22 protein-coding genes are annotated in these 22,656 nt (G+C 65.0%); 14 read left to right on the top strand and 8 right to left on the bottom strand.

The genetic code is table 11. From position 1 onward, the window contains the following. Positions 1 to 3: 3 nt before the first annotated feature. The 3 genes from JHW40_RS06420 to JHW40_RS06410 form a co-directional block, all read right to left on the bottom strand. Positions 4 to 1,935, bottom strand: a complete 1,932-nt coding sequence (locus JHW40_RS06420) for an ABC transporter ATP-binding protein (protein WP_090610642.1) — start codon at positions 1,933 to 1,935, stop codon at positions 4 to 6. An 8-nt stretch (positions 1,936 to 1,943) separates the two neighbouring features. Beyond that, a complete protein-coding gene (locus JHW40_RS06415; protein WP_090610641.1) occupies positions 1,944 to 2,516 on the bottom strand; it encodes a winged helix DNA-binding protein in 573 nt (190 codons plus the stop codon). A gap of 131 nt (positions 2,517 to 2,647) precedes the next feature. Further along, positions 2,648 to 2,803, bottom strand: coding sequence for a hypothetical protein (locus tag JHW40_RS06410; RefSeq protein WP_170851733.1), 156 nt, complete (start codon positions 2,801 to 2,803; stop codon positions 2,648 to 2,650). A 232-nt stretch (positions 2,804 to 3,035) separates the two neighbouring features. Between JHW40_RS06410 and JHW40_RS06405 the strand changes: the two genes are divergently transcribed. The 5 genes from JHW40_RS06405 to JHW40_RS06385 all read left to right on the top strand — a co-directional run bounded on the left by JHW40_RS06405 (position 3,036) and on the right by JHW40_RS06385 (position 10,674). Continuing rightward, on the top strand, positions 3,036 to 4,532 hold the full coding sequence (locus JHW40_RS06405) for a Y-family DNA polymerase (protein WP_244519119.1): 1,497 nt from the start codon (positions 3,036 to 3,038) through the stop codon (positions 4,530 to 4,532). After that, positions 4,529 to 7,810 (top strand): error-prone DNA polymerase, encoded by a 3,282-nt coding sequence (locus JHW40_RS06400; RefSeq protein ID WP_170851732.1) that lies wholly within the window; start codon positions 4,529 to 4,531, stop codon positions 7,808 to 7,810. Before JHW40_RS06405 ends, JHW40_RS06400 begins: the two co-directional genes overlap by 4 nt. Positions 7,811 to 7,922: 112 nt before the next feature. Beyond that, positions 7,923 to 8,891 carry a TRAP transporter substrate-binding protein gene (locus JHW40_RS06395; RefSeq protein WP_090610640.1) on the top strand — a complete coding sequence of 323 codons (969 nt, stop codon included), beginning with the start codon at positions 7,923 to 7,925 and terminating at the stop codon, positions 8,889 to 8,891. 6 nt (positions 8,892 to 8,897) lie between these two features. Continuing rightward, positions 8,898 to 9,392, top strand: coding sequence for a TRAP transporter small permease (locus tag JHW40_RS06390; protein WP_090610639.1), 495 nt, complete (start codon positions 8,898 to 8,900; stop codon positions 9,390 to 9,392). Next, positions 9,385 to 10,674: a TRAP transporter large permease gene (locus JHW40_RS06385; protein ID WP_090610638.1), complete on the top strand. Its 1,290-nt coding sequence runs from the start codon at positions 9,385 to 9,387 to the stop codon at positions 10,672 to 10,674. The genes JHW40_RS06390 and JHW40_RS06385 overlap by 8 nt, the downstream gene beginning before the upstream one ends. A gap of 20 nt (positions 10,675 to 10,694) precedes the next feature. On the opposite strand, the gene dalA is transcribed toward JHW40_RS06385, so the two are convergent. Next, positions 10,695 to 11,231, bottom strand: coding sequence for a divisome-associated lipoprotein DalA (gene dalA / locus JHW40_RS06380; protein ID WP_090610637.1), 537 nt, complete (start codon positions 11,229 to 11,231; stop codon positions 10,695 to 10,697). 231 nt (positions 11,232 to 11,462) lie between these two features. On the opposite strand from dalA, the gene JHW40_RS06375 reads away from it, so the two are divergent. Next, positions 11,463 to 12,101 (top strand): L,D-transpeptidase, encoded by a 639-nt coding sequence (locus tag JHW40_RS06375; RefSeq protein WP_090610636.1) that lies wholly within the window; start codon positions 11,463 to 11,465, stop codon positions 12,099 to 12,101. A 40-nt stretch (positions 12,102 to 12,141) separates the two neighbouring features. On the opposite strand, the gene JHW40_RS06370 is transcribed toward JHW40_RS06375, so the two are convergent. The 3 genes from JHW40_RS06370 to JHW40_RS06360 all read right to left on the bottom strand — a co-directional run bounded on the left by JHW40_RS06370 (position 12,142) and on the right by JHW40_RS06360 (position 15,316). After that, complete coding sequence (locus tag JHW40_RS06370; RefSeq protein ID WP_244519118.1) at positions 12,142 to 13,293, bottom strand: Hint domain-containing protein; 1,152 nt, start codon at positions 13,291 to 13,293, stop codon at positions 12,142 to 12,144. 161 nt (positions 13,294 to 13,454) lie between these two features. Continuing rightward, the gene (hemH, locus tag JHW40_RS06365; RefSeq protein ID WP_090610635.1) at positions 13,455 to 14,474 is read right to left on the bottom strand and encodes a ferrochelatase; all 1,020 of its coding nucleotides are present in this window, start codon (positions 14,472 to 14,474) and stop codon (positions 13,455 to 13,457) included. 2 nt (positions 14,475 to 14,476) lie between these two features. Beyond that, the gene (locus JHW40_RS06360; RefSeq protein ID WP_090610634.1) at positions 14,477 to 15,316 is read right to left on the bottom strand and encodes a methyltransferase domain-containing protein; all 840 of its coding nucleotides are present in this window, start codon (positions 15,314 to 15,316) and stop codon (positions 14,477 to 14,479) included. On the opposite strand from JHW40_RS06360, the gene JHW40_RS06355 reads away from it, so the two are divergent. Genes JHW40_RS06355 through JHW40_RS06340 form a run of 4 tightly spaced genes read left to right on the top strand, consistent with a single transcriptional unit; the run spans position 15,315 to position 17,746 of the window. After that, positions 15,315 to 16,085, top strand: a complete 771-nt coding sequence (locus JHW40_RS06355; RefSeq protein WP_244519117.1) for a ComF family protein — start codon at positions 15,315 to 15,317, stop codon at positions 16,083 to 16,085. The two genes, JHW40_RS06360 and JHW40_RS06355, sit on opposite strands and share 2 nt — an antisense overlap. Positions 16,086 to 16,121: 36 nt before the next feature. After that, positions 16,122 to 16,397: a glutaredoxin 3 gene (gene grxC, locus JHW40_RS06350; protein WP_090610633.1), complete on the top strand. Its 276-nt coding sequence runs from the start codon at positions 16,122 to 16,124 to the stop codon at positions 16,395 to 16,397. Between the two features lie 20 nt (positions 16,398 to 16,417). Next, positions 16,418 to 17,257, top strand: a complete 840-nt coding sequence (locus tag JHW40_RS06345) for a carbon-nitrogen hydrolase family protein (protein WP_090610763.1) — start codon at positions 16,418 to 16,420, stop codon at positions 17,255 to 17,257. A gap of 9 nt (positions 17,258 to 17,266) precedes the next feature. Further along, positions 17,267 to 17,746, top strand: a complete 480-nt coding sequence (locus tag JHW40_RS06340; protein ID WP_090610762.1) for a MarR family winged helix-turn-helix transcriptional regulator — start codon at positions 17,267 to 17,269, stop codon at positions 17,744 to 17,746. 10 nt (positions 17,747 to 17,756) lie between these two features. Here the strand turns inward: JHW40_RS06340 and ubiG are convergent, their stop codons facing one another. Beyond that, a complete protein-coding gene (gene ubiG / locus JHW40_RS06335) occupies positions 17,757 to 18,494 on the bottom strand; it encodes a bifunctional 2-polyprenyl-6-hydroxyphenol methylase/3-demethylubiquinol 3-O-methyltransferase UbiG (protein WP_090610632.1) in 738 nt (245 codons plus the stop codon). A 43-nt stretch (positions 18,495 to 18,537) separates the two neighbouring features. Between ubiG and pip the strand changes: the two genes are divergently transcribed. The 4 genes from pip to JHW40_RS06315 all read left to right on the top strand — a co-directional run bounded on the left by pip (position 18,538) and on the right by JHW40_RS06315 (position 22,648). Then, positions 18,538 to 19,536, top strand: a complete 999-nt coding sequence (gene pip, locus JHW40_RS06330; RefSeq protein ID WP_090610631.1) for a prolyl aminopeptidase — start codon at positions 18,538 to 18,540, stop codon at positions 19,534 to 19,536. A gap of 154 nt (positions 19,537 to 19,690) precedes the next feature. Continuing rightward, a complete protein-coding gene (gene rimP, locus JHW40_RS06325; protein ID WP_090610630.1) occupies positions 19,691 to 20,326 on the top strand; it encodes a ribosome maturation factor RimP in 636 nt (211 codons plus the stop codon). A gap of 3 nt (positions 20,327 to 20,329) precedes the next feature. Continuing rightward, positions 20,330 to 22,009 (top strand): transcription termination factor NusA, encoded by a 1,680-nt coding sequence (nusA, locus tag JHW40_RS06320; protein WP_090610629.1) that lies wholly within the window; start codon positions 20,330 to 20,332, stop codon positions 22,007 to 22,009. 18 nt (positions 22,010 to 22,027) lie between these two features. Further along, positions 22,028 to 22,648 carry an RNA-binding protein gene (locus JHW40_RS06315; protein WP_090610628.1) on the top strand — a complete coding sequence of 207 codons (621 nt, stop codon included), beginning with the start codon at positions 22,028 to 22,030 and terminating at the stop codon, positions 22,646 to 22,648. Positions 22,649 to 22,656: the final 8 nt, after the last annotated feature.

Here is a 22,656-nt window from a genome sequence, read left to right as displayed (position 1 = left end):
GGGTTACGCTCCTGTCGGTGTTGTCTGATTGGTGCCGGTGGCCACCACCGGGGGAATGACGGGCGGGGCGGTATCGGGAATCTCGGTCAGGGTGGCGGGGCCGCTGAAGCCTTCGGCGACGAAATGGCCGGGGGCGATCTCGCGCAGCGGGATGCGGGGTGGTGCCTCTCCCGCCGGGCTGCTGTTCGAGGGGATCTCGCCCTCCAGCATCGGGCGGTCGCGGCGCACGCCGGGATCGGCCACGGGAACCGCCGACAGCAGCCTGCGGGTATAGGGATGGGCGGTCTGTTCGAACACCTGCGCGCGGCTGCCCAGTTCCATGATCTGCCCGGTATAGAGAACGGCGACACGATGGCTCATCTTCTCGACCACCGCCATGTCATGCGAGATGAACAGATAGGACAGCCCGTCCTCTTGCTGCAAATCCATGAACAGGTTGATGATCTGCGCCTGAACCGACACGTCCAGCGCCGACAGCGCCTCATCCGCGATAATCAGGCGGGGTTTCGAGGCCAGCGCGCGGGCGATGCAGACGCGCTGCCGCTGCCCGCCCGAAAACTCGTGCGGAAAGCGGCTGGCCATGTCGGGTTGCAGCCCGACACGTTCCAGCAACTCGCCCACGCGCTGCCTGATCGCCCGGTCGTTATCCAGAATTCCGTGAGTGCGAATCGGTTCGGCGATGGACCAGCCGACCGACTTTCTGGGATCGAGCGAGGCAAAGGGGTCCTGAAAGATATATTGCACATCGCGCCGCAGTCGCTGCCTTTCGGCCCGGCTCATCGTCGCCATGTCGCGGCCCTCGAAGATGACCTGCCCCGAAACCGGCTGCTGCAATTGCTGGATGGTGCGGCCGATGGTCGATTTGCCCGACCCCGATTCCCCCACCAGCGACAGGGTTTCCCCCGGAAAGATGTCAAAGCTGACATGGTTGACCGCGTTGCAGACCCGCAGCGGGCGACCAAGGAAATTCTTTTTCAGGTCGAAACGCACCATCAGATCGCGCACCTGCAACAGCGGCGGGCCGTCATGGCGGGCGGTCTTTTGCTGCCGGGTCTCGCCGACCAGCCGGGGCTGGCCATCCTCCAGCACGGTCAAGGGCTCGCGCAGCGGAAACCTCTGCCCGGTCATCGAGCCAAGCCGGGGCACCGCCGACAGCAGCGCACGGGTATAGGGATGCTGCGGATTGGCGAAAATCTGATCGACCGGGCCTTCCTCGACCTTCTTGCCCTTCCACATCACCACCACATCATCGGCGATTTCCGCGACCACGCCCATGTCATGGGTGATGAAGATCATCGCCATGCCCAGTTCAGCCTGCAATTCGCGCATGATCGTCAGGATCTGCGCCTGCACCGTCACATCCAGCGCCGTGGTCGGTTCATCCGCGATCAGCAGTTTCGGACGACAGGCCAGCGCCATAGCGATCATGACCCGCTGCCGCATCCCGCCCGACAGCTGATGCGGGTAACGGCCCAGAAGCGCCCGGGCGTCAGGCAGCCGGACCAGCGTCAGCAGCCGCTCGGCCTCGGTCAGCGCCTGCCTGCGGCCCATGTTTTCATGCAGCATCAGCACTTCGGCCAGCTGGTCCCCGACCGAGAACAGCGGGTCCAGCGAGGTCATCGGCTCTTGAAAGATCATCGCGATCTCGTTGCCGCGGATCCGGCGCATGGCGCGGCTGTCGCGGGTCAGCAGGTCGCTGGCCTGACCGTCCTGCCCGAACATGATCCGCCCCTGCGGATAGGTCGCGCCGCCGAAATCAGCCAGCCGCATGATCGACATCGACGTTACCGACTTGCCCGAGCCGCTTTCGCCCACCACCGCCGTCGTGCGCCCCTGACGCACCACAAAGCTCAGGTCATCCACGACCTCCGAGGCGCCGAAACGTACCGACAGGTTCTCGACGCTCAGCAATACCGGACAGGTTTGATCGGTCATCACGGCCCTCAGAAGGTCGCGGCGGCGCGGGCCGCCTGATTATAGGCACCCGACAGCAGACGCAGCAGGGCCGCGGCCTCGGACAGCTTGTCTTCGGAAATCCTCGCCTCGCTGGTGATGTCCAGCAGCAGCTTGTCGCGCAGCTGGCCATAGCGTTTGCAGGCATCGAACCCGGCATCGCTGATCGAGACCAGCTTTTCCTTGCCGGCGCGGCGGGTGGTAATCAGCCCGGCGGCTTCCAGCTTGCGGATCGCATAGGTCACGATATGCGTATCCTCGATATCCAGCACCAGCGCGATATCGGCCATGCGCCGTTCGCGGCCCCGATGGGCGATGGAATGCAGGATCGCGACCTCGGTCGCCGACAGGCCCGGCAGTCCCGCCGCCGCCATGCAGCGCACCATCCAGCGGTTGAAGGCGCTGACCGCGATCATCATGCCGTATTCGACCTCGGACAGGCCCGGCGACCGCCCCGAGGCCAGATGCGCCGAGGAAACGACCGGCCCGATATCGGCCCGCGCAGCATCGGCAGGGGCAGCGATTGCGGCAATGGGCAGGGCTTTGTCAGGTCTGGCAGCCATCCGTCCTCCATCTCATCGGTAATTCATCGACGATTTATAGACGGTTTGTCAATGTATCTGTCGCATGACATGCCGAATGGCACTGGAAACCACGACGACGGCCAGCGCTGGTTGTACAGGATTTCCCGGAATCAGAAGGGGCGGTTGACGACGACCAGCGCCACCACGACCCACAGCCAGACGGCGGTTGCCAGACTGCCAAAGCCAAAGGCCAGAATCCGTCCCTTGCCCCGGCGGTCCAGCCCGACAAGAAAAGCGGCAAGCGCGGTCAGCGGCAAGAACAACATGATCCCCATGAATTAAGGTTAACGCAAATGGCCAAAAGGGGGCAGACCGGCCCCGCAGACGCAGCCGAAACCTGCCAAACCCCCGTCAAGGGTGGGCGATGTTTTGCCTTGCTGTCCATTTGTACAATAGATCTGCGGCAGGATGGTCGCAGAACCCCGCCTGCCAGTGTGACTCGACTCTGGCAGGCGGGGAAATTAAAAAGAACAAAACAGGAACTGTATGATCTGACGGATGGACCATCCAAGCCCTCTTCTGTTCGATCTGACGCAAAGGCGCGTCGTGTCGATCTGGTTTCCGCGACTGGCCTCGGACCGGGCCTTGCGGCTGCGCCCGGTCGAAGGCCCCTTCGCGCTGACCCTGCGGGTTGACAATACCGAGCGGATCTTCTGCCTGAACGCGCTGGCCGAAGCGCAGGGACTGCATCGCGGCATGCCCTTTTCCGAGGCCCGCGCCTTCTGCCCGCAATTGCAGGCCCGCCCCGCCGATCCCCCCGCCGATGCCCGCTTTCTGGAAGGGCTGCGCCGCTGGAGCCTGCGTTACTGCCCCTGGGCCGGGCGCGAAGAACCCGACGGGCTGGTGCTGGACATCACCGGATCGGCCCATCTGGCGGGGGGCGAGGCCGAATTGCTGGCCGATATGCGCGCCCGGCTGGAGCGCGCCGGAATCGGGGCGCGGATCGGGCTGGCCGATACCCGCGGCGCGGCATGGGCGCTGGCGCATCACGGGCCGGGGATCGCCCCGCCGGGCGACGGTCTGGCGGCATTGGCGGCCCTGCCCGTCGCCGCGCTGCGTCTGGATGAGGGCAGCACCATCGCCCTGCAACGACTGGGCTTGCGCAGCATCGGGGCGCTGGCGACGGCGGCGCGTGCGCCTCTGGCGCGCCGGTTCGGGCCGGAACTGCTGATGCGGCTGGATCAGGCGCTGGGACGGCGGGCCGAGGCGATCGCCCCGCTGGTGCAGCCGCCCCATTTCGCCGTGCGACTGACCCTGCCCGAACCGATCGGGCTGGCCTCGGACGTGATGGCGGCGCTGAAACGCCTGCTGGATGCTCTCTGCGCGAAACTGAAGGCCCATGAGGCAGGCGCGCGCCATCTGTGCCTGACCCTGCGCCGGGTCGATCAGGGCAGTCAGGTGCTGGAGCTGCGGCTGGCCTCGGCCATGCGCGACCCGGCCCGTATCCTGCCGCTGCTGGAACGCCGGATCGAGGGTATCGACGCCGGTTTCGGCATCGACCAGCTGCGGCTGGAGGCGGTGCAGACCGAAGTCCTGCATCTGCAACAGACCGGCCCCGACATGGCCAAAACCGAGCGGCTGGATCACCTGATCACCCGCATCGGGCTGCGGATCGGGTTAGAGAATATCCGGCGCTTTCAGCGGCTTGACAGCCATATTCCCGAAGGTAGCTTCCGGCTGGTTCCCGTCACGGCATCGCGGCCCTGCGGCGACTGGCAGATGGCCCGCCCGCGTCCCCTGCGGCTGTTTCCGCCCGAACCCGTCACCGCGCGCGGCGCGACCCCGCCCGCCCGGTTCCGCTGGCGGCGGATGCCCCTGACCACCGGTCGCGCCACCGGGCCGGAACGCATCGCCCCCGAATGGTGGACCGAGAATGACGACTGGCGCAGCGGCATCCGCGATTACTGGCGCGTCGAGACCCATCAGGGCTGGCGGCTGTGGATGTTCCACACCCCGCAGCGGCCCGGCTGGTTCGTGCAGGGGGAATTCCTGTGACGCCCGCACCGCCGCCCGCCGATCCCGCGCCCCCTGCCCCGGATTATGCCGAACTGTGCGTGACCTCGAATTTCACCTTTCTGACCGGGGCCTCGCATCCGCATGAGCTGATGAAACGCGCCACGGAACTGGGGCTGAAGGCCATCGCCATCACCGACCGCAACTCTCTGGCCGGGGTGGTGCGGGCATGGCGAGGGCTGCGCGGCATCGCCGCCGATCCCGACCGGCCAGAGGGCCTTGAACTGCCCCGGCTCATCACCGGCGCGCGGCTGGTGCTGCGGGATTGCCCGGTCGAATGGCTGGCGCTGCCCACCGACCGGGCCGCCTATGCGCGGCTGTCGCGGCTGCTGACGCAGGGCAAGCGGCGGGCGGGCAAGGCGGAATGTCACCTGACGCTGGCCGATCTGGAACAGGGCTGCGCGGGCATGATCCTGATCGCCCTGCCGCCCGCCGATCTGGCGCAGGCGCTGGGACCGGTCCAGACCCTGCAACGCCACTTTCCCCGCCATGTCTTTCTGGGTGCCGCGCCGCGCTATGACGGCAGCGATCAGGCGTGGCTCAATGCCTGTGCGGGGCTGGCGCTGCGGGCCTCGGCGCCGATGGTGGCGGTGGGGGATGTGCTGATGCACCGCGCCCACCGTCGCCCGCTGGCCGATGTGTTGACCTGCATGAGGCACCGCATCACCATCGACCGGATCGGCACGCAGGCGCTGATGAATGCCGAACGCCGCCTGAAAAGCGCGGCCGAGATGGCGCGGATCTTTCACCACCACCCCGCCGCGATCCGCCGCACGCTGGAAATCGCCGCACGATGCAGCTTCAATCTGGCCGAACTGCGCGGCGAATATCCCGATGAGGTCGTCAATGGCGAACCGGCGCAGGCGCGGCTGGAGCGGCTGGTGGCCGAAGGGCTGGCGCGGCGCTGTACCAATGGCATCACGGACCGTCACCGGGAACTGGCGGCCAAGGAACTGACGCTGGTGGCCGAGATGGAATACGCCGCCTATTTCCTGACCGTGCATGACATCGTCAGCTATGCACGGTCAGAGGGGATCCTGTGTCAGGGGCGCGGCTCGGCGGCGAATTCGATCATCTGCTGGGCGCTTGGCATCACCGATGTCAGCCCCGATCAGATCCACATGGTCTTTGAACGCTTCATCTCTCGCCACCGCGGAGAGCCGCCCGATATCGACGTCGATTTCGAACATGAACGCCGCGAAGAGGTGATCCAGTGGATTTACAAGAAATACACCCGCGACCGGGCCGGGCTGTGCGCAACGGTGATCCATTTCCGGTCCCGCGCCGCGATCTGGGAAGTGGGCCGGGTCATGGGCCTGTCGCAGGACGTGATCGCCAGCCTGTCGGGCCAGATCTGGGGCATGTCGAATGACGGGGCCGATCCCGACCGGATCCGCGAACTGGGCCTGAACCCCGATGATCGCCACCTTGCCCTGACCATCCGCCTGATCGACGATATCATCGGCTTTCCCCGCCACCTGTCGCAGCATGTCGGCGGCTTCGTCATCACGAAAGGGCGGCTGGATGATCTGTGCCCCATCGAGAATGCCGCGATGGAGGATCGCACCTGCATCGAATGGGACAAGGACGATATCGACGCGATGGGCATCCTCAAGGTCGATGTGCTGGGGCTGGGCATGCTGTCCTGCCTGCGCCGGGCCTTCGGGCTGCTGCGCGACCATGAGGGGGTCGAGCATTGCCTTGACAGCGTGCCCGAAAAAGACGGTCCGACCTATGACATGCTGTGCCGCGCCGATGCGGTGGGGGTGTTTCAGGTCGAAAGCCGGGCGCAGATGAACTTTCTGCCGCGGATGAAGCCGCGCAATTTCTATGATCTGGTGATCGAGGTCGCCATCGTCCGCCCCGGCCCGATTCAGGGCGGCATGGTGCAGCCCTATCTGCGGCGGCGGCAGGGGATTGAGCCGGTCGTTTACCCCTCGGACGCGCTGAAAGAGGTGCTGTCAAAGACCCTGGGCATCCCGCTGTTTCAGGAACAGGCGATGCGGATGGCGGTGGTCGCGGCGGGGTTCTCGCCCGAGGATGCCGACCGGCTGCGCCGTTCTCTGGCGTCGTTCCGCAATCTGGGCACCGTGCATCACTTCGAAAAGCAATTCATCGAGGGCATGATCGCCAATGGCTATGACCCCGATTTCGCCGCCCGCTGCTTTGCCCAGATCCGGGGTTTTGCCGATTACGGCTTCCCCGAAAGCCATGCGGCGGCATTCGCCCTGCTGACCTATGTCTCGTCATGGCTGAAATGCCATCATCCGGCGATCTTTACCTGCGCGCTGCTGAACAGCCAGCCGATGGGGTTCTATGCCCCCGCCCAGATCGTGCGGGATGCCCGCGATCACGGAGTCGAGGTGCGGCCGATCTGCGTCGATCACAGCGAATGGGACAATACGCTGGAACGCCGCGCCGACGGGCGGCTGGCGCTGCGGCTGGGGTTCCGGCAGATCAAGGGCTTTCGTCAGGCCGATGCCGAGGGGATCGCGAAGGCGCGCGGCAATGGCTATCCCGATCCCGAAAGCCTGTGGCTGCGGGCCGGTCTGGCGCCCGCCGTGCTGGAACGTCTGGCCGAAGCCGATGCCTTCGCCGTCATGGGCCTGACGCGCCGCGATGCGCTGTGGGCGGTGCGGGCGATCCGCGCGCCCGCGCCGCTGCCGCTGTTTGCCGACCCGATCGACGGCGAGGGGCTGCGCGAACCGCCCGTCACTCTGCCCGCCATGCATCTGGGCGAGGAGGTGGTCGAGGATTACGTCGCCACCCGCCTGACGCTGCGCGCCCACCCGATGGAGCTGCTGCGCCCCGCGATCCCCGGCCTGACCGCGCATGAACGCCTGCCGGATACGCCCCTTGGGCGGATCAGTATCTGCGGGCTGGTCATCACCCGCCAGCGCCCCGGCACCGCCTCGGGCGTGATCTTCCTGACGCTGGAAGATGAGACCGGCGTGGGAAATGTCGTCGTCTGGCGAAAGGTGTTCCACCGCTATCGCCGCGCCGTCATGGGCGGGCGGTTGCTGCGGGTTTCGGGGCGGTTGCAGCGCGAAGGCATCGTCGTGCATCTGATCGCCGAGCGGATCGAGGATCTGTCGCATCGCCTGACCGAACTGGGTCATCCGCTGGACGAGGCCGTGGGCCTGCCGCATCCGCAGGCCGACAACGCCCCGCGCCAGATCAGCCATTCCCGCCAGCCCGCCCATGCCCGCCATCCGCGCGAACAGGCCAAGCGGCTTTTCCCCAGCCGCGATTTCCACTAGACGCCCGCCCGCAGTCCCGATCCGGCTGTCAACCACCAATCGCACAGGGCATTGCGCGGACCGCGGTTCATGCGCTAAACCCCGCCTCAACACGAGGTGAGGGGTTCCTTTCATGAAACACGTTTATGCCGCCGCGCTGCTGGGCGCGGCATTCGTCACGTCCGCCAATGCGCAAGAGATCAAGATCGGCTATGCCTTGGCCGAGGACAGCCATTACGGCGCCGGCGCCAAGGCGTTCGAGGAATCGCTGACCGCCAGCCTTGGCGACCAGTTCTCGTTCCGCCATTTCCCCTCGTCCGGTCTGGGCGGCGAGCGCGAGGTGCTGGAAGGGCTGCAACTGGGCACGGTCGAAATGACCATCGCCTCGGACGGCACGCTGACCAATTTCGTGCCCGAGGTGGGCGTGCTGGGCATCCCCTTCCTGCTGCGCGACATGGATCACGCCCGCACCGTGCTGGATGGCGAGATCGGTCAGGAAATGCTGGCGAAATTCGACGATGCCGGGTTGAAGGCGCTGGCATGGGGCGAACAGGGCTTCCGCCACATCACCAGCAATCGCGGCGCGATCGAGACCCCCGAGGACATGGCCGGGCTGAAGATCCGTACCATGGAAAACCCGGTCCATCTCGAAGCTTTCCGCGCCCTTGGCGCCGCCCCCACCCCGATGGCATGGCCCGAAGTGATCGGCGCGCTGGAACAGGGCGCCATCGACGGGCAGGAAAACCCGCTTTCGGTGATCGTCTCGGCCAAGCTGAACGAGGTGCAGAAATACCTGACGCTGGACGGGCATGTCTATTCCTCGACCATCATCCTTGTCTCGCCCTCGCTCTGGGGTCAGTTGGACGATGAGCAGCAGGCGGCGTTCCAGCAGGCGGCGACGGATGCCGTCGCGGCGATGCGCGCCTATGTCGATGATGTCGAACAGTCCGGCGTCGCCTCGATGCAAGAGGCCGGGATGGAGGTGAACGAGCTTTCGCCCGAACAGAAGGCCGTCTTCCGCGAGGCGCTGGCCGGACCCTACAGCAATTACGAGGCGCAGTTCGGCAAGGAACTGATGGATCGTATCCAGGCGATCGAATAATCCGTCATGCGTCGGGTCGAACGCGCCTTCGTCATGCTGAACGGCACCGTCCTTGTCCTGCTTCTGGCGACCATGTCGGTGGTCGTCGGCTGGAATGTCGCGGGCCGGTATCTGACCGGCAATTCGCTGACATGGGCTGACGAAGTGGCGCGTTACTCGATGATCTGGCTGACCTTTCTGGGCAGCGGGCTGGCCCTGCGCGAAGGGGCGCATGCCGCCATCACCAACGCGCAGGACGCCCTGCCAACGCAGGGTCAACTGGCGCTGCGGGCAGCGATCCTTGTGGTCATGTTCTCGTTTTTCGCCTTCATGGTCTGGGTCGGCATCGACTATATGAACCGTATGGCGATCCAGAAATCGGCGGCATTGCGGGTGCCGATGAAATGGGTCTATGCGGCGATGCCCGCCGGTTTCGTGCTGATGATCGTTCATCTGGCGCTGATCGCCCCGAAATACTGGCGCGCCGGGCAGCAACATTCCGACGAGGCCCCCCTTGGTTGAGATCCTGATCGCCGCCTTCCTGATCCTGATGGTGATGGGGGTGCCCATTGCGTTCGCGCTGGCGATGGCGGCCTTCGCGGCGGTGGGCCTGTCGGGCCGCTATCCGCTGGTGGTTGTGGTCAAGGAGATGTTCACCGGCCTCGACAGCTTTCCGCTGCTGGCGGTACCGTTCTTCATCCTTGCCGCCGAGATCATGTCAACCGGCGCGATTTCCCGGATGCTGCTGCGTTTCGCCTCGCAATTCGTGGGGCATCTGCGCGGCGGTCTGGGCTATGCCAATGTGCTGTCATCGACACTGTTCGCGGGCATTTCCGGCTCGGCCCTGGCCGACGCGGCGGGACCGGGGGCGATGATGGTCCGGATGATGGAGCGCAGCGGCTATGCCAAATCCTATGCCGGGGCGCTGACGATTTCCGCGTCGGTGGTGGGGCCGATCATCCCGCCCTCGATCACCATGATCATCTATGCGATGCAGGACCGGAACGTCTCGGTCGGATCGCTGTTCATGGCCGGGATTCTGCCGGGGCTGTTGATTTCAGCCGCGATGGCGGCGGTAAACTGGCATATCAGCCGCAAACGCGGATATCGCAGCGGAGAGCCGCGTCCCCCGGTGGCGCAGATGTTGCGCAACAGCTTCGTCGCCTTGCCGGCGCTAATGCTGATCGTGCTGATTGTCGGCGGTATCCGCGGCGGGATATTCACCCCGACCGAGGCCTCGGTCGTCGCCGTTTTCTATGCCATCCTTACCAGCGCCTTCATCTATCGCGGCTTTACCCTGCAGGACCTCTGGGGGGCATTTTTGCGCTCGGCCATCATGTCGGTGGCGGTGCTGATGATCCTTGCCTCGGCCCGCGCCTTTGCATGGATCCTGATCATCGAGGGCGTGCCGCAGACCATGGCCAGTGCGGTGATTGCGATGGACCTGTCGCCGATCGCCTTTCTGCTGATGGTGAACCTGCTGCTGCTGGTCTTCGGCATGTTCATGGACCCGCTGCCCGGCGTGATGATCCTTGTGCCGATCCTTGCGCCCATCGCCCATAGCCTGGGCATCGCGGCGGACCATTTCGCCATCGTGGTGATCGTGAACCTGACCTTCGGGCTGATGACGCCACCGGTGGGCGCGCTGATCTTCGTCGTATCCTCGGCCACCAAGCAGAAGCCTTCGGCCCTGATCCGCGAACTGCCGCCCTTCTTCCTTGCGGCGCTGGTCGTGCTGCTGATCCTGATCCTCGTTCCTTCCCTGTCCACATGGCTGCCGAAGGTCAGCGGGTTCTCACGTTAAACCGCAGCGAGGCCGGGGGCCTAACCCCCGGTCAGCAGCGTCCACCAGATCTTGCCGGTGGGTTCCTGATACCATGCAAAGCCCAGTTCGCGCGCGGCGGGGTCCATGATCACATCGCGGGTTTCGCGGGTGGACATCCAGGCATTCAGCGTCTCGATGTCCGTCTCATAGGATTCCGAAATATTCTCGCCCAGCAGCTTGCCGAAATAGCCCTGGCTGCGTACCCGGTCCAGCGGCGACGAGCCGTCCGACCCCCAGTGCCACGCCCGGTTCTGCGCCGACATGTCGCGCGAATGCGCCAGCGCAGCCGCCGAAAGCTGCGGGCTGAGCGACAGCGGCGATTGCCCGATATTGGCGCGCAGCATGTTGACCTGTTGCAGCGCGCGCCCCGGAATTTCTGCCGCCTCGCGGTCGTTGATGCGAAAGCCCTGCCCCAGCGGCTCTGGTTCGGCCGCCGTCTCGGGCAGCGGCGTTTGCAGATGCGGCGCCATCGCATAGGGCTGACATGCCGCCAGCCCCATGACGGCAAGAACCGCAACCGTCCTGAATGTCATCATTGTCCCGCCATCCCTCGTCTTCGTTTTCCCCAAGCCTTAACGAACGGCACCCCAGGCTTCAAACCCAAGAATGCGTGAAGGACACATATCCCACATAAACTGTTGCCATGACACGAGTTTGAATTGCGGCGAATCGGCGGCAGACGTATTGGAATACCGTCCCGCGTGAATATTGGCGGAGCAGTCAAACCGCCTTCAAGAGCGGTTATTGAGGACGAAGGACATGACGCGATGAGCGATAAACCTGCCTTGAACCGCCGGGCCTTCCTCGGCTCGGCAGCCGCGCTGGGGGCCGCCGGTCTGGCCATGCCCGCGCTGGCGCAGCAATATCAATATGATGCCAATGCCGCCCAGCCCTTCGCGGCCCCGGCACCGGCCCCGATGCCCGCCAGCAATACTGGCCCGCAGCACAATATCTCCAGCTTCCGGATGCAGGACTGGCGGCCGCATTTCAGCAACCTGACCAATGGTGCGATCCTGTGCGACCTGACCTCTCGCGCGGTGCATTTCTGGTCCGAGGATGAAAGCGTCTATCGCGTCTATCCATCCTCGATCCCGGTCAGCGACGATCTGACCCGCACCGGCCGCACCGAGATCATCCGCCGCGTCGAAGGCCCAAGCTGGGCCCCCACGCCGGAGATGAAGAAGCGCAACCCGGAATGGCCGGATTTCGTCCCGCCGGGCGACCCGGACAACCCGATGGGCACCCATGCGCTGTGGTTCAGCTGGCAGTATTACCGCCTTCACGGCACGCATGACACACGCAAGATCGGGCGCAAATCCTCGAACGGCTGCATCGGGCTGTATAACGAACATATCAAGGAAATGTACGAATTGGCCAAGATCGGAACGCAGGTTCTGGTGCTTTGATCCAAGGGGGCCTGCGGGCCCCTTTTTCCTGTAACGCCCGCTATCTTGCGAACAGGGGCTTGTCGCTTTTCAGGTGCCGCTGGATCATGTGACGAACACGGCGGCCCTTTTCCAGACTGCGCGCCGGGGCCGGAATGTGATGCGTCACCTGAAGCTGCGGCAGGATCGTCAGGATTTCGGTGCGGGCCTCGACACCAACGGCGATCAGCGCCTGCTCTCCGGTGAACAGCGATTCGGACAGCAGACCATTCGCCCGGATCAGCTCGTGCCGGTCGAACAGCAGATGGTGATAGCTGAAATCGCACAGATCTTCGGCCAATGCGACACCGGGCCATTCCAGCATGTCCTTGGCAGCGATCAGAACCTCGGACTTGCCGAACATCCGTTCCGCGATCTTCGAGCGGACAAGGATGCGGTGCTGCGGCGACACGAACAGATCGCTTGCCGGCACCCCGGCGCCCAATGTGCCCGCGCCGATGCGGATCGGACGCAGCTTCGGGAAAATCGTCAGCAGCGCCTCGCCCATCCGTCGCGAACCCACCCAGCGCACCGGCTGAGCGCCATGATCCTGCGTCCAGACCAGATCGCCCACGCGAATATCCTCGATCACCCGCGGCCCGTCGGGCGTATCGATCAGCGTGCCCCCAACGAAACAGGGGACCGAGGGGGGCACCACCTCTCCTTTGAAGTCGCGAATGTCATGCACCCGCATGTTCCAGTCGCCGTAATCCACCAATTCGGTCAGGCGCGCTGTCAGCAGCGGATCGGCGAATGTCTCCTTGGTGCCGTCCGGGCCGTTATTGTCGTAGGATGTCGTCACGAACAGATCGCCATTCATCATCTGTCGCGCGGTATAGACCTTCTCGACCGTATAGGTGGTTTTGTCGTCACTCAGGAATGTCAGCTCGACCTTGTAATGCAGGAACGAGGCGAATTTCGTCTCGACCATTTCGCCATCCAGTTCATAGCTGGCACTGTGATATTTATCGTGAATTTCGTTATGCTTGGGATAGGCAAAGCCGTCGCTGTTGGTATTCCAACTGACGTCGACAAAGCTGAGCCCGGATTTGTGCCCGACTTCGATCCCTTCAAAGGACCTACGGGCCTCAATACCGCCCACCGGGCTGGATCCGGTGCCGCCCGCCACATCGAATTTGCCCAGATAAAGCCAGGTCCCTTCCAGATTCGCCATGATCCCTCACCAGTATATGTGTTGTCGGAACACTGCCCGACTGCGAAGGGCCGGACATGCCGCAGGACACTGGCACAGGATAACTTAACAGGGGCTTTCACACCCCTGACATAGTATCAACATTTTGATTTAATTGTATTTCATCTGCCGGGCAGGCAGCGTCAGACCCAGCCGCCGATGTTGTCGCGGATGACGTTCAGCATCACCTCGACATGCGCCGGATCGTCGTTCAGGCAGGGAATATAGGTGAATTCCTTGCCCCCCGCATGTTCAAAGCTTTCGCGGATCTCGCCGTTGATCTCTTCCAGCGTTTCGATGCAATCCGCTGCGAAGGCCGGCGAGATCACGGCGATATCGGTATAGCCCTGCCGCGCCAGCTCGGCCACATGTTCGACCGTATAGGGGCGCAGCCATTCCTCAGATCCGAAAACCGACTGGAAGGTGGTGTCGATGATCCCGTCCTCCCATCCCAGCCGCCGTTGCAGCAGGTCCGAGGTCATCCGGCAATGACGGTAATAGGGGTCGCCCTCATCGGCATAGCGCCGGGGCATGCCGTGATACGAGGCCACCAGTTTCGGCGGCTTGCGCCCCTCCAGCTTGCGCTCGACCGAGGCGGCCAGCGCGGCGATATAATCCTCGCGGTTGAAATAGGGGTCGCAGGTGCGCACCGAAGGCTGCCATTTCTGCTGCATCAGGGCCCGGAACAGCTGATCGTTCGCCGTGGCCGAGGTCGCCCCGGCATATTGCGGATAAAGCGGCAGGAACACGATCCGCCGACAGCCCGCCTGAACCATCCGGTCCAGAACCTCATCGGTCGAGGGGTTGCCATAGCGCATGCAGAAATCGACCATCACCCGGTCGCCCCATTCGGCATGGGCACGGGCGCGCAGGGCCTCGGTCTGGCTGCGCGTGATGGTCATCAGCGGGCTCTCGTTCAGCTCCTCGTTCCAGATCAGCTTGTAATTCGCGCCCGAGGTGAAGGGTCGTTTGGTCAGGATGATGCCCTGCAACAGCGGCTGCCATTTCCACGCCGGATAATCGATCACCCGCTTGTCGGACAGGAATTCGTTCAGATAACGCCGCATCGACCAGTAATCATAGCCATCGGGCGTGCCCAGATTGGCGATCAGGATGCCGGTCTTGGCCTGGGGTTGCGGGCTGCGCGCGTCGGCTGGCGTCATGTTCAGTCTCTGTCTCTCAACTCGTTCAGCGCCTCGGCCAGACTTTTGCTGGCCGAACCGGGGCGCAGGGGTTTCTGCTGTGAATCGGAAGGCGCCCACCCGGTCAGGAAAACCAGATCGAAGCTTGCCTGAATACGGGACGGATCGTCGCGGTCGGCAAAACTGTCAGCCATGATCGCGCCGGCGCGGAAAAATATTTCACGCCGGGTCGGATGGCGCAGGCGCGCGGTCATGGCGTTGCCCTCGCCCATCGCGCGCAGGTCGCGCGCCAGATGCAGGATGTCGCGATAGCTGGCGCGCTGCGTGACCTGATCGGCGACCGGCAGGGCCAGCCCGGCCCGGTGCAGCAGCCCGCCCAGATCGCGGATTTCCCCCATCGGCAGGATGCGCGGCGACAGCCCGCCCGTCACCTCGGCCTCGGCCTGTGCAAGGGCGGAACGCAGTTCATGCAGCGTCTGGCCGCCGAAACAGACCGCCAGAAACAGCCCGTCCTCGCGCAGTGCCCGCGCCGATTGGACGATCTGGCCCACCGGATCCTCGGCCCAGTGCAGCGACAGGGCGTGGATGACCAGATCATGCGCGCCCGGCGTCAGATCCAGCAACGGATCATCCGTCACGATCCGCGCCGAGGGCATCAATTCAGCCCAGAGATGCGGAAATCCCGTTACCACGGCGGGCGATTTAAACGTCCTGTTAATCTCTGCCAGCCTATCCTCGGTCTCGGCGGCGGCGAATCGATGCAGGAAATCGGCCATCCCGGACCTTATCGCGCGGGCGCGGTTGCGCAGCAGCGCCTCGCGGTCGGTCAATAAGGGACGGTCGGTGGCAGAGGGGGTCATCATGGTTGCGCAACATAGGGTGCTTCACCGCACGATGAAAGCGGCCTTGCATCTTCTTTACCCGGCGCAATGTCTGGGCTGCGGCGCGCCGGTGGCCGCATCCGATGGCGCATCGGTGGCGCTGTGCCCGGACTGCTGGCGCGAAACCGATTTCATCACCGGGGCGGCCTGCGATTGCTGCGGTGTGCCGCTGCCCGACGATAGCGGCGGGGGCGTGAATGATGCGCTGCAATGCGACGATTGCCTGCAAAACGCGCCCTTGTGGCGGCAAGGCAGGGCGGCTGTGGTCTATGACGGCACCGGGCGGCAACTGGTGCTGGCGCTGAAACATGGCGACCGGCCCGACATGGCGCCGCATCTGGCGGGCTGGCTGGCGCGGGCGGCGGCGCCCCTGATCCGGCCCGGCATGGTGGTGGCGCCGGTGCCGCTGCACCTGCTGCGGCTGTTCCGGCGGCGCTATAATCAGGCGGCGCTGCTGTCGCGACCGCTGGCGCGGGCGCATGGGCTGACCCATATTCCCGACCTGCTGGTCCGCAGGCGTCACACGCCAGCGCAGGATCACCGCGACCGGGTCGCGCGGATGGCCAATCTGCAGGACGCGCTGGCGGTGAACCCGCGCCGGGCAGAGGCGATCCGGGGGCGGCCGGTGCTGCTGGTCGATGATGTCATGGCCTCGGGCGCGACGATGACGCACGCGACCGAAGCCTTGCAACGGGCGGATGCGGGGCCGGTTTTTGTCGCGGTGCTGGCGCGGGCGGTCAAGGATCACTAGATAGGAAACGAACCAATCAGGACAAACAGGACCGACATGACTGAAACGCCCCATATCGAAATCTACGCGACCCAGACCTGCCCCTATTGCCACCGCGCCAAGGCGCTGCTGCGCGACAAGGGCGTGGCCTTCGACGAGATCGACGTCGGCGCGCAGCCGGAACGGCGGGCCGAGATGATGCAGCGCGCCGGTGGCCGCCGCACCGTGCCGCAGATCTTCATCGACGGCCAGCATGTCGGCGGCAGCGACGATCTGCGCGCGCTGGATGACGCGGGCAAGCTGGACCCGATGCTGTCAGGTCAGACGGTGTGAGCGATACCGCGCCCGATCAGCTGACCGTCGCGCTGTTGCAGATGACGGTGGGTGACGACCCACAGGCCAATCTGCCCGCGACGGTCGCGATGATCCGCGAGGCCGCTGGCCGGGGCGCGGACCTGATCCTGACGCCCGAGGCCACGAACATGCTGTCGCCGGACCGTGCCAGACAGGCGCAGATCCTGCGGCCCGAGGGCGAGGACCAGACCCTTGCCGCCCTTCGCGACGAGGCGAGGGCCGCCGGCGTCTGGCTGCTGATCGGCTCGCTGGCGCTGAAGGGGGACGATGCGGGCGACGATCGCTTCGTCAATCGCAGCTTTCTGATCGCCCCGGATGGCAGCATCGCCGCGCGTTACGACAAGCTGCATATGTTCGATGTCCGCATCTCCGAGGCCGAGACATTCCGCGAAAGCGCCGCCTATCGTCCGGGCAGCCGGGCTGTGCTGGCGCAAGGTCCGATGCCGGTCGGGCTGACGATCTGCTATGATCTGCGCTTTCCGCAGCTTTATCGCGCGCTGGCCCAAGCCGGTGCGCGCCTGCTGACGGTGCCCGCCGCCTTCAGCCCGACCACCGGAATGGCCCATTGGGAGGTGCTGCTGCGCGCCCGCGCCATCGAGACCGGCTGCTTCGTTCTGGCGCCCGCGCAATGCGGCATTCATCCCGCGCCGCATTCGCCCGACCGCAAGCCCCGGCGCAGCCACGGACATTCGCTTATCGTCGATCCGTGGGGAAAAGTGCTGGCGGATGGGGGTGTTACGCCGGGTATCACTATGGTTTCACTTGACCTGAGCATGGTTGACGGGGCACGGTCCCGCATCCCGTCCCTCAGCCATGACCGCAGCTTCGACGCGCCCTGATCCATGCCCATGCCCCCTCTTGCCCCCGCAGTTGAAAAGGACCAGACGAATGACCGGCTGGCCGCCAGCCTGTTCGCCGAGGTTCTGATCGCCGATCAGTTGTCGCGCAACCTGATCAGCCGCGCCCTGCCGCGGGGGATGCAGATCTCGCATTTCTCGGTGCTGAACCTGCTGGCACATGTCGGGGAAGAGCGTACCCCCGCCCAGCTGGCCGAGGCGTTTCACGTCACGCGCGGGGCGATGACCAATACGCTGTCGCGGCTGGAATGGGCGGGTCATATCCATATCCGCCCCGACTGGGACGATGCCCGGCGCAAATTCGTGGCGATCAGCCCGGCGGGGCGCGCGGCGCGGGATGCGGCGATTGCCGCCTTCATGCCGCTGATCGCCGAAGTCGTGCGCGATATCGGCCCCGAACGGGTGCGGGTGGCGCTGCCCGTGCTGCGCGAATTGCGGCTGCGGCTGGGCGGCGCGATCTCGGACGAGTGACCGCGCGCCGTCAGGTCCGGCGCGCGGTCACCGCGTAATTAACCGACAGGTCGCGGCTGGACAGGCTCCAGCGCCATGACAGCGGGTTGAAGACCATGCCGCGCCGGTCAACCATCGTCAGCCCCGCCCCTTCGGCCATTTCGGCCAGTTCGTCGGGGGTGATGAAGCGGTTCCATTCATGCGTGCCCCGCGGCAGCCAGCGCATGATCCATTCCGCGCCGATGATCGCCGCGCCAAAGCTACGCGCCGTCCGGTTCAGGGTCGAGACCACCGCCAGCCCGCCCGGCCGCAACAGATCACGGCACATGCGCACGAAGGCGGCCGGATCGGCGACATGCTCGACGATCTCCAGCGCCAGAACCACATCGAAATCGCGCCCCTCCTCCAACAGCGTTTCCGCCGTCGTAGCGTGGTATTCGATCTGCAAGCCCTGCTGCTCGGCGTGAAGGCGGGCAACAGCGATATTGCCCGCAGCCGCGTCCGCCCCGGTGACAGTCGCGCCCAGACGCGCCATCGGTTCCGCGATCAGCCCGCCGCCGCAGCCGATATCGAGGATGCGCAACCCCTCGAATGGCCGCGCGGCACGGCGGTCGCGCCCGAATTCGGCGGCGATCTGGTCGATCACATAGTCCAGACGCACCGGGTTCATCATGTGCAGCGGCTTGAACTTGCCCGCAGGGTCCCACCATTCCGCCGCCATGGCCTCGAATTTGGCGATTTCGTCGGGGTCGATACTGGTCATGGGCATGGTCCTTCTGGCGGGCAGTCGCGCTTGGCTATATAGTCGGATCATGGACAGATTGGCAGGACAAATCGGCGGATCGCATGGCCGTCTCTATCCCGCGACCGAACCCTTTGATCGGCGGATGGTGGATGTCGGCGACGGGCACAGCATCTATGTCGAACAATGCGGTAACCCCGAAGGGCGCCCGGTGCTGGTCCTGCATGGCGGACCCGGCGGCGGGTGCAGCCCCTTCATGCGCCGCCTGTTCGATCCCGAACACTTTCGCGTCGTGCTGTTCGATCAGCGCGGCTGCGGCAAATCGCGCCCCACCGCCGAGGTTGGGGCCAACACCACCGCGCATCTGATTCGCGACATCGAATCGATCCGGGCGCTGGTCGGGCTCGACGACTGGCTGCTGTTTGGCGGCAGCTGGGGCGCGACACTGGCGCTGGCCTATGCGCAGGCACATCCGGCGCGGGTGACCGGCCTTGTGCTGCGCGGCGTGTTTCTGGCCCGGCAATCAGAGCTGGACTGGTTCTATGGCGGCGGCGCGGGGCGGTTCTTTCCCGATCTGTGGGCCCGTTTCCAGGAACCCATCCCTCTGGCCGAACGCGGCGACATGATCCGCGCCTATCACCGGCGCCTGTTCTCGGCCGACCGGGCCGAGCAGGCGCGTTTCGCCCTGCCCTGGCTGATGTGGGAAAACGCGCTGGCGGGGTTGCAGGCGGCGGCGGTCAGCCACGCACCCGCCGATTACGCCCGCGCCTTCGCCCGGCTGGAAAACCATTACTTCGCCCATGGCTGCTTTCTGGACGAGGGGCAATTGCTGCGCGACCGCCACCGGATCGAGCATCTGCCCGCCTTCATCGTGCAGGGCCGCTATGATATGGTCTGCCCGCCCAACAGTGCGTGGGAACTGGCGCAGGGCTGGAAAGGCTGCGATCTGCGCATCGTCCCGGCCTCTGGCCACGCGCTGTCGGAACCGCGCATCACGGCCGAGTTGATCCGCATCACTGACATGCTGCGCGATCGCGACCGCGAGGGGGTGCCGCTGCATGGAACGTGACACTCCGGCACCCGCCGCGCGACAGGGCCCTTGCCTTTCCGATACCCTCGCGCTATATGCGCAAACAACAGCGGTGCAGGCTTCCAACCCCTGCCCACCGGACAAGTTCGCACGGGCCCGCTGACGGCCCGTTTTTCATTTCCGAAAGGATCCCATGACCAACGATCTGATCGCCAAGACCGCCATCGACCGGCGCCTGGCCGAGATCATCGCCCCGGTGATCGAGGATCTGGGGTTCGAGCTGGTGCGCGTCCGCTTGCAGGGCGGCAAGACCGCAACCCTGCAGATCATGGCCGACCGGCCAGAAGGCGGCATCAATGTCGATGATTGCGGCGACATCTCGGTCGCGGTCAGCGCGACGCTGGATGTCGAGGACCCGATCGAGGACAATTATTACCTTGAGGTGTCCAGCCCCGGCATCGACCGCCCCCTGACCCGGATGAAGGATTTCGAGGCCTTCGAGGGCTATGAGGTCCGGCTGGAAACGAATCAGGCCATCGACGGCCGCAAACGCTGGAAAGGCGTTCTGGCGGGAATCGAGGGCGAGGAAGTGCTGCTGAACATCGAGGACGGCGACGAGGTCCAGACCATCGGCTTGCAGTTCGACTGGCTGTCCGATGCCAAGCTGGTCCTGACCGACGACCTGATCCGCGAGATGCTGCGCCAGAAGAAGGAAGCCGGGGTCGAGATCGGCAATCTGGACGAAAGCGCCTTCGACGCGGTCGAGACCGACGATGATGGCGAAACCGATGACAATGAAGGCGCTGCGGGCGCCGTGACCAAGGAGTGAGCGATGGCGATCACCTCTGCCAATCAGCTGGAACTGTTGCAGACGGCCGAAGCCGTCGCGCGCGAAAAGATGATCGAGCCGGAACTGGTCATCGAAGCGATGGAGGACAGCCTGGCCCGTGCCGCCAAGTCGCGCTATGGGTCCGAGATGGACATCCGCGTCCGCATCGACCGCAAGACCGGCAATGCGACCTTCACCCGCGTCCGCACCGTGGTCGAGGATGAGCTGCTTGAGAACTATCAGGCGGAATTCACCGCCGATCAGGCCCGCCCCTATTTCGAGCCGCAGCGCAGCCCCGAGAATTTCTGGGTCCGCGAAGGTGAACGGATCGACGATTACGCCAGCGGCCCGCAGGTCGGCGACACTTTTCAGGAGCAGGTGCCCCCGGTCGAACTGGGCCGCATCGCCGCGCAATCGGCCAAGCAGGTGATCCTGCAACGCGTCCGCGAGGCCGAGCGTGACCGTCAATACGAAGAATTCAAGGACCGCGCGGGCACCATCATCAATGGCGTCGTCAAGCGCGAGGAATACGGCAACATCATCGTCGATGTGGGCCGGGGCGAGGCGATCCTGCGCCGCAACGAGAAGATCGGCCGCGAAAGCTATCGCCCGAACGACCGCATCCGCGCCTATGTCAAGGATGTGCGCCGCGAGAACCGCGGCCCGCAGATCTTCCTGTCGCGCACCGATCCGCAATTCATGGCCGAGCTGTTCAAGATGGAAGTGCCCGAAATCTATGACGGCATCATCGAGATCAAGGCCGTGGCCCGCGATCCCGGCTCTCGCGCCAAGATCGCCGTCATCAGCTATGACAACAGCATCGACCCGGTCGGCGCCTGCGTCGGTATGCGCGGCAGCCGCGTTCAGGCCGTGGTGGGCGAGCTTCAGGGCGAAAAGATCGACATCATCCCGTGGAACGAAGATCAGGCGACCTTCCTTGTGAACGCGCTGCAACCGGCCGAGGTCAGCAAGGTCGTCTTTGACGAGGAAGCGGGCAAGATCGAGGTGGTCGTCCCCGACGAGCAGCTCAGCCTTGCCATCGGTCGTCGCGGCCAGAACGTGCGTCTGGCCAGCCAGCTGACCGGGCTGGATATCGACATCCTGACCGAGGAAGAGGAATCCAAGCGTCGTCAGGCCGAATTCAACGCCCGCACGCAGCTGTTCATGGATGCGCTGGATCTGGACGAATTCTTCGCGCAGCTTCTGGTTGCCGAAGGCTTCACCGATCTGGAAGAGGTGGCCTATGTTGAACAGGACGAGCTGCTGACCATCGACGGCGTGGACGCTGGCACCGCACAGGAATTGCAGGCCCGTGCCCGCGACGTGCTGGAGGCCCGCAGCAAAGCGGCGCTGGAAAACGCCCGCGCGCTGGGTGCCGAGGACAGCCTCATTGAATTCGAGGGGCTGACCCCCCAGATGGTAGAGGCGCTGGCCAAGGACGGCGTCAAGACTCTGGAAGATTTCGCGACCTGCGCCGATTGGGAACTGGCTGGCGGCTGGACCACGGTGGATGGCCAGCGGGTCAAGGACGAAGGGCTGCTGGAGCCCTATGACATCAGTCTGGAAGAGGCACAGACCATGGTAATGACCGCCCGCGTCCTGCTGGGCTGGGTCGATCCGACCGAACTGGAGGCCGGAGCCGATGAAGCCGAGGACGAGACCGAACAGGAGGCCGGGGCGTGATGCCCCGGATCTGCCCGCTTGAGTCGCGGTGGTCGCATCAAGAATCGTGACGAGCCCGAAAGGCGCTGCATCGTCACCGGCGAGGTTCAGCCCCGGCGCGGGCTGATCCGCTTTGTCGTGGGTCCGGACGGGCTGATCGTGCCCGATCTGGCTGAAAAACTGCCGGGTCGCGGTATCTGGGTCGCCGCCGACCGGGCCGCCATCGAAAAGGCCGCCGCCAAGGGCCTGTTCGCCCGGGCGGCACGGGCGCAGGTCAAGGTACCCGACGGTCTGGCCGATCTGGTCGAGGCCGGCGTGGCGCGACGGGTGGTCGAACTGATCGGGCTGGCGCGCAAATCGGGCAAGGCGGTGGCCGGGTTCGAAAAGGTCAAGGGCTGGCTGGCCGAAGGCCGCGCAAAGGTGCTGTTGCAGGCCAGCGACGGGTCGGAACGAGGCAAGGGCAAGCTGTGGACGCCCGAAGGCGGACGCTGGTTCGGCTGCCTGACCGCATCAGAATTGGGTTTGTCCTTCGGGCGTGATCATGTCATACACAGCGCGCTTGCGCTGGGTGGCCTGACGGACAAGGTGATCGTGGAAGCCGGCAGACTGACGGGTCTGCGCGGGCATGACGGCGGCAATACGGCCGCCGGGAAGGAATGAAGACGCAG

This window comes from Paracoccus alcaliphilus (assembly GCF_028553725.1).
Taxonomy (GTDB): Bacteria; Pseudomonadota; Alphaproteobacteria; order Rhodobacterales; family Rhodobacteraceae; genus Paracoccus; species Paracoccus alcaliphilus.
This window is presented reverse-complemented; position numbering and strand designations above follow the sequence as displayed.

Bases quoted from the DNA above. Each gene is read 5' to 3' on its own strand.
- JHW40_RS06420 (WP_090610642.1), bottom strand. From the start codon at position 1,935: ATGACCGATCAAACCTGTCCGGTATTGCTGAGCGTCGAGAACCTGTCG.
- JHW40_RS06405 (WP_244519119.1), top strand. From the start codon at position 3,036: ATGGACCATCCAAGCCCTCTTCTGTTCGATCTGACGCAAAGGCGCGTC.
- JHW40_RS06340 (WP_090610762.1), top strand. From the start codon at position 17,267: ATGCCCCCTCTTGCCCCCGCAGTTGAAAAGGACCAGACGAATGACCGG.
- JHW40_RS06415 (WP_090610641.1), bottom strand. From the start codon at position 2,516: ATGGCTGCCAGACCTGACAAAGCCCTGCCCATTGCCGCAATCGCTGCC.
- nusA (WP_090610629.1), top strand. From the start codon at position 20,330: ATGGCGATCACCTCTGCCAATCAGCTGGAACTGTTGCAGACGGCCGAA.
- rimP (WP_090610630.1), top strand. From the start codon at position 19,691: ATGACCAACGATCTGATCGCCAAGACCGCCATCGACCGGCGCCTGGCC.
- JHW40_RS06390 (WP_090610639.1), top strand. From the start codon at position 8,898: ATGCGTCGGGTCGAACGCGCCTTCGTCATGCTGAACGGCACCGTCCTT.
- JHW40_RS06375 (WP_090610636.1), top strand. From the start codon at position 11,463: ATGAGCGATAAACCTGCCTTGAACCGCCGGGCCTTCCTCGGCTCGGCA.
- JHW40_RS06355 (WP_244519117.1), top strand. From the start codon at position 15,315: ATGGTTGCGCAACATAGGGTGCTTCACCGCACGATGAAAGCGGCCTTG.
- hemH (WP_090610635.1), bottom strand. From the start codon at position 14,474: ATGACGCCAGCCGACGCGCGCAGCCCGCAACCCCAGGCCAAGACCGGC.
- grxC (WP_090610633.1), top strand. From the start codon at position 16,122: ATGACTGAAACGCCCCATATCGAAATCTACGCGACCCAGACCTGCCCC.
- pip (WP_090610631.1), top strand. From the start codon at position 18,538: ATGGACAGATTGGCAGGACAAATCGGCGGATCGCATGGCCGTCTCTAT.
- JHW40_RS06370 (WP_244519118.1), bottom strand. From the start codon at position 13,293: ATGGCGAATCTGGAAGGGACCTGGCTTTATCTGGGCAAATTCGATGTG.
- dalA (WP_090610637.1), bottom strand. From the start codon at position 11,231: ATGATGACATTCAGGACGGTTGCGGTTCTTGCCGTCATGGGGCTGGCG.
- JHW40_RS06360 (WP_090610634.1), bottom strand. From the start codon at position 15,316: ATGATGACCCCCTCTGCCACCGACCGTCCCTTATTGACCGACCGCGAG.
- JHW40_RS06410 (WP_170851733.1), bottom strand. From the start codon at position 2,803: ATGTTGTTCTTGCCGCTGACCGCGCTTGCCGCTTTTCTTGTCGGGCTG.
- ubiG (WP_090610632.1), bottom strand. From the start codon at position 18,494: ATGCCCATGACCAGTATCGACCCCGACGAAATCGCCAAATTCGAGGCC.
- JHW40_RS06395 (WP_090610640.1), top strand. From the start codon at position 7,923: ATGAAACACGTTTATGCCGCCGCGCTGCTGGGCGCGGCATTCGTCACG.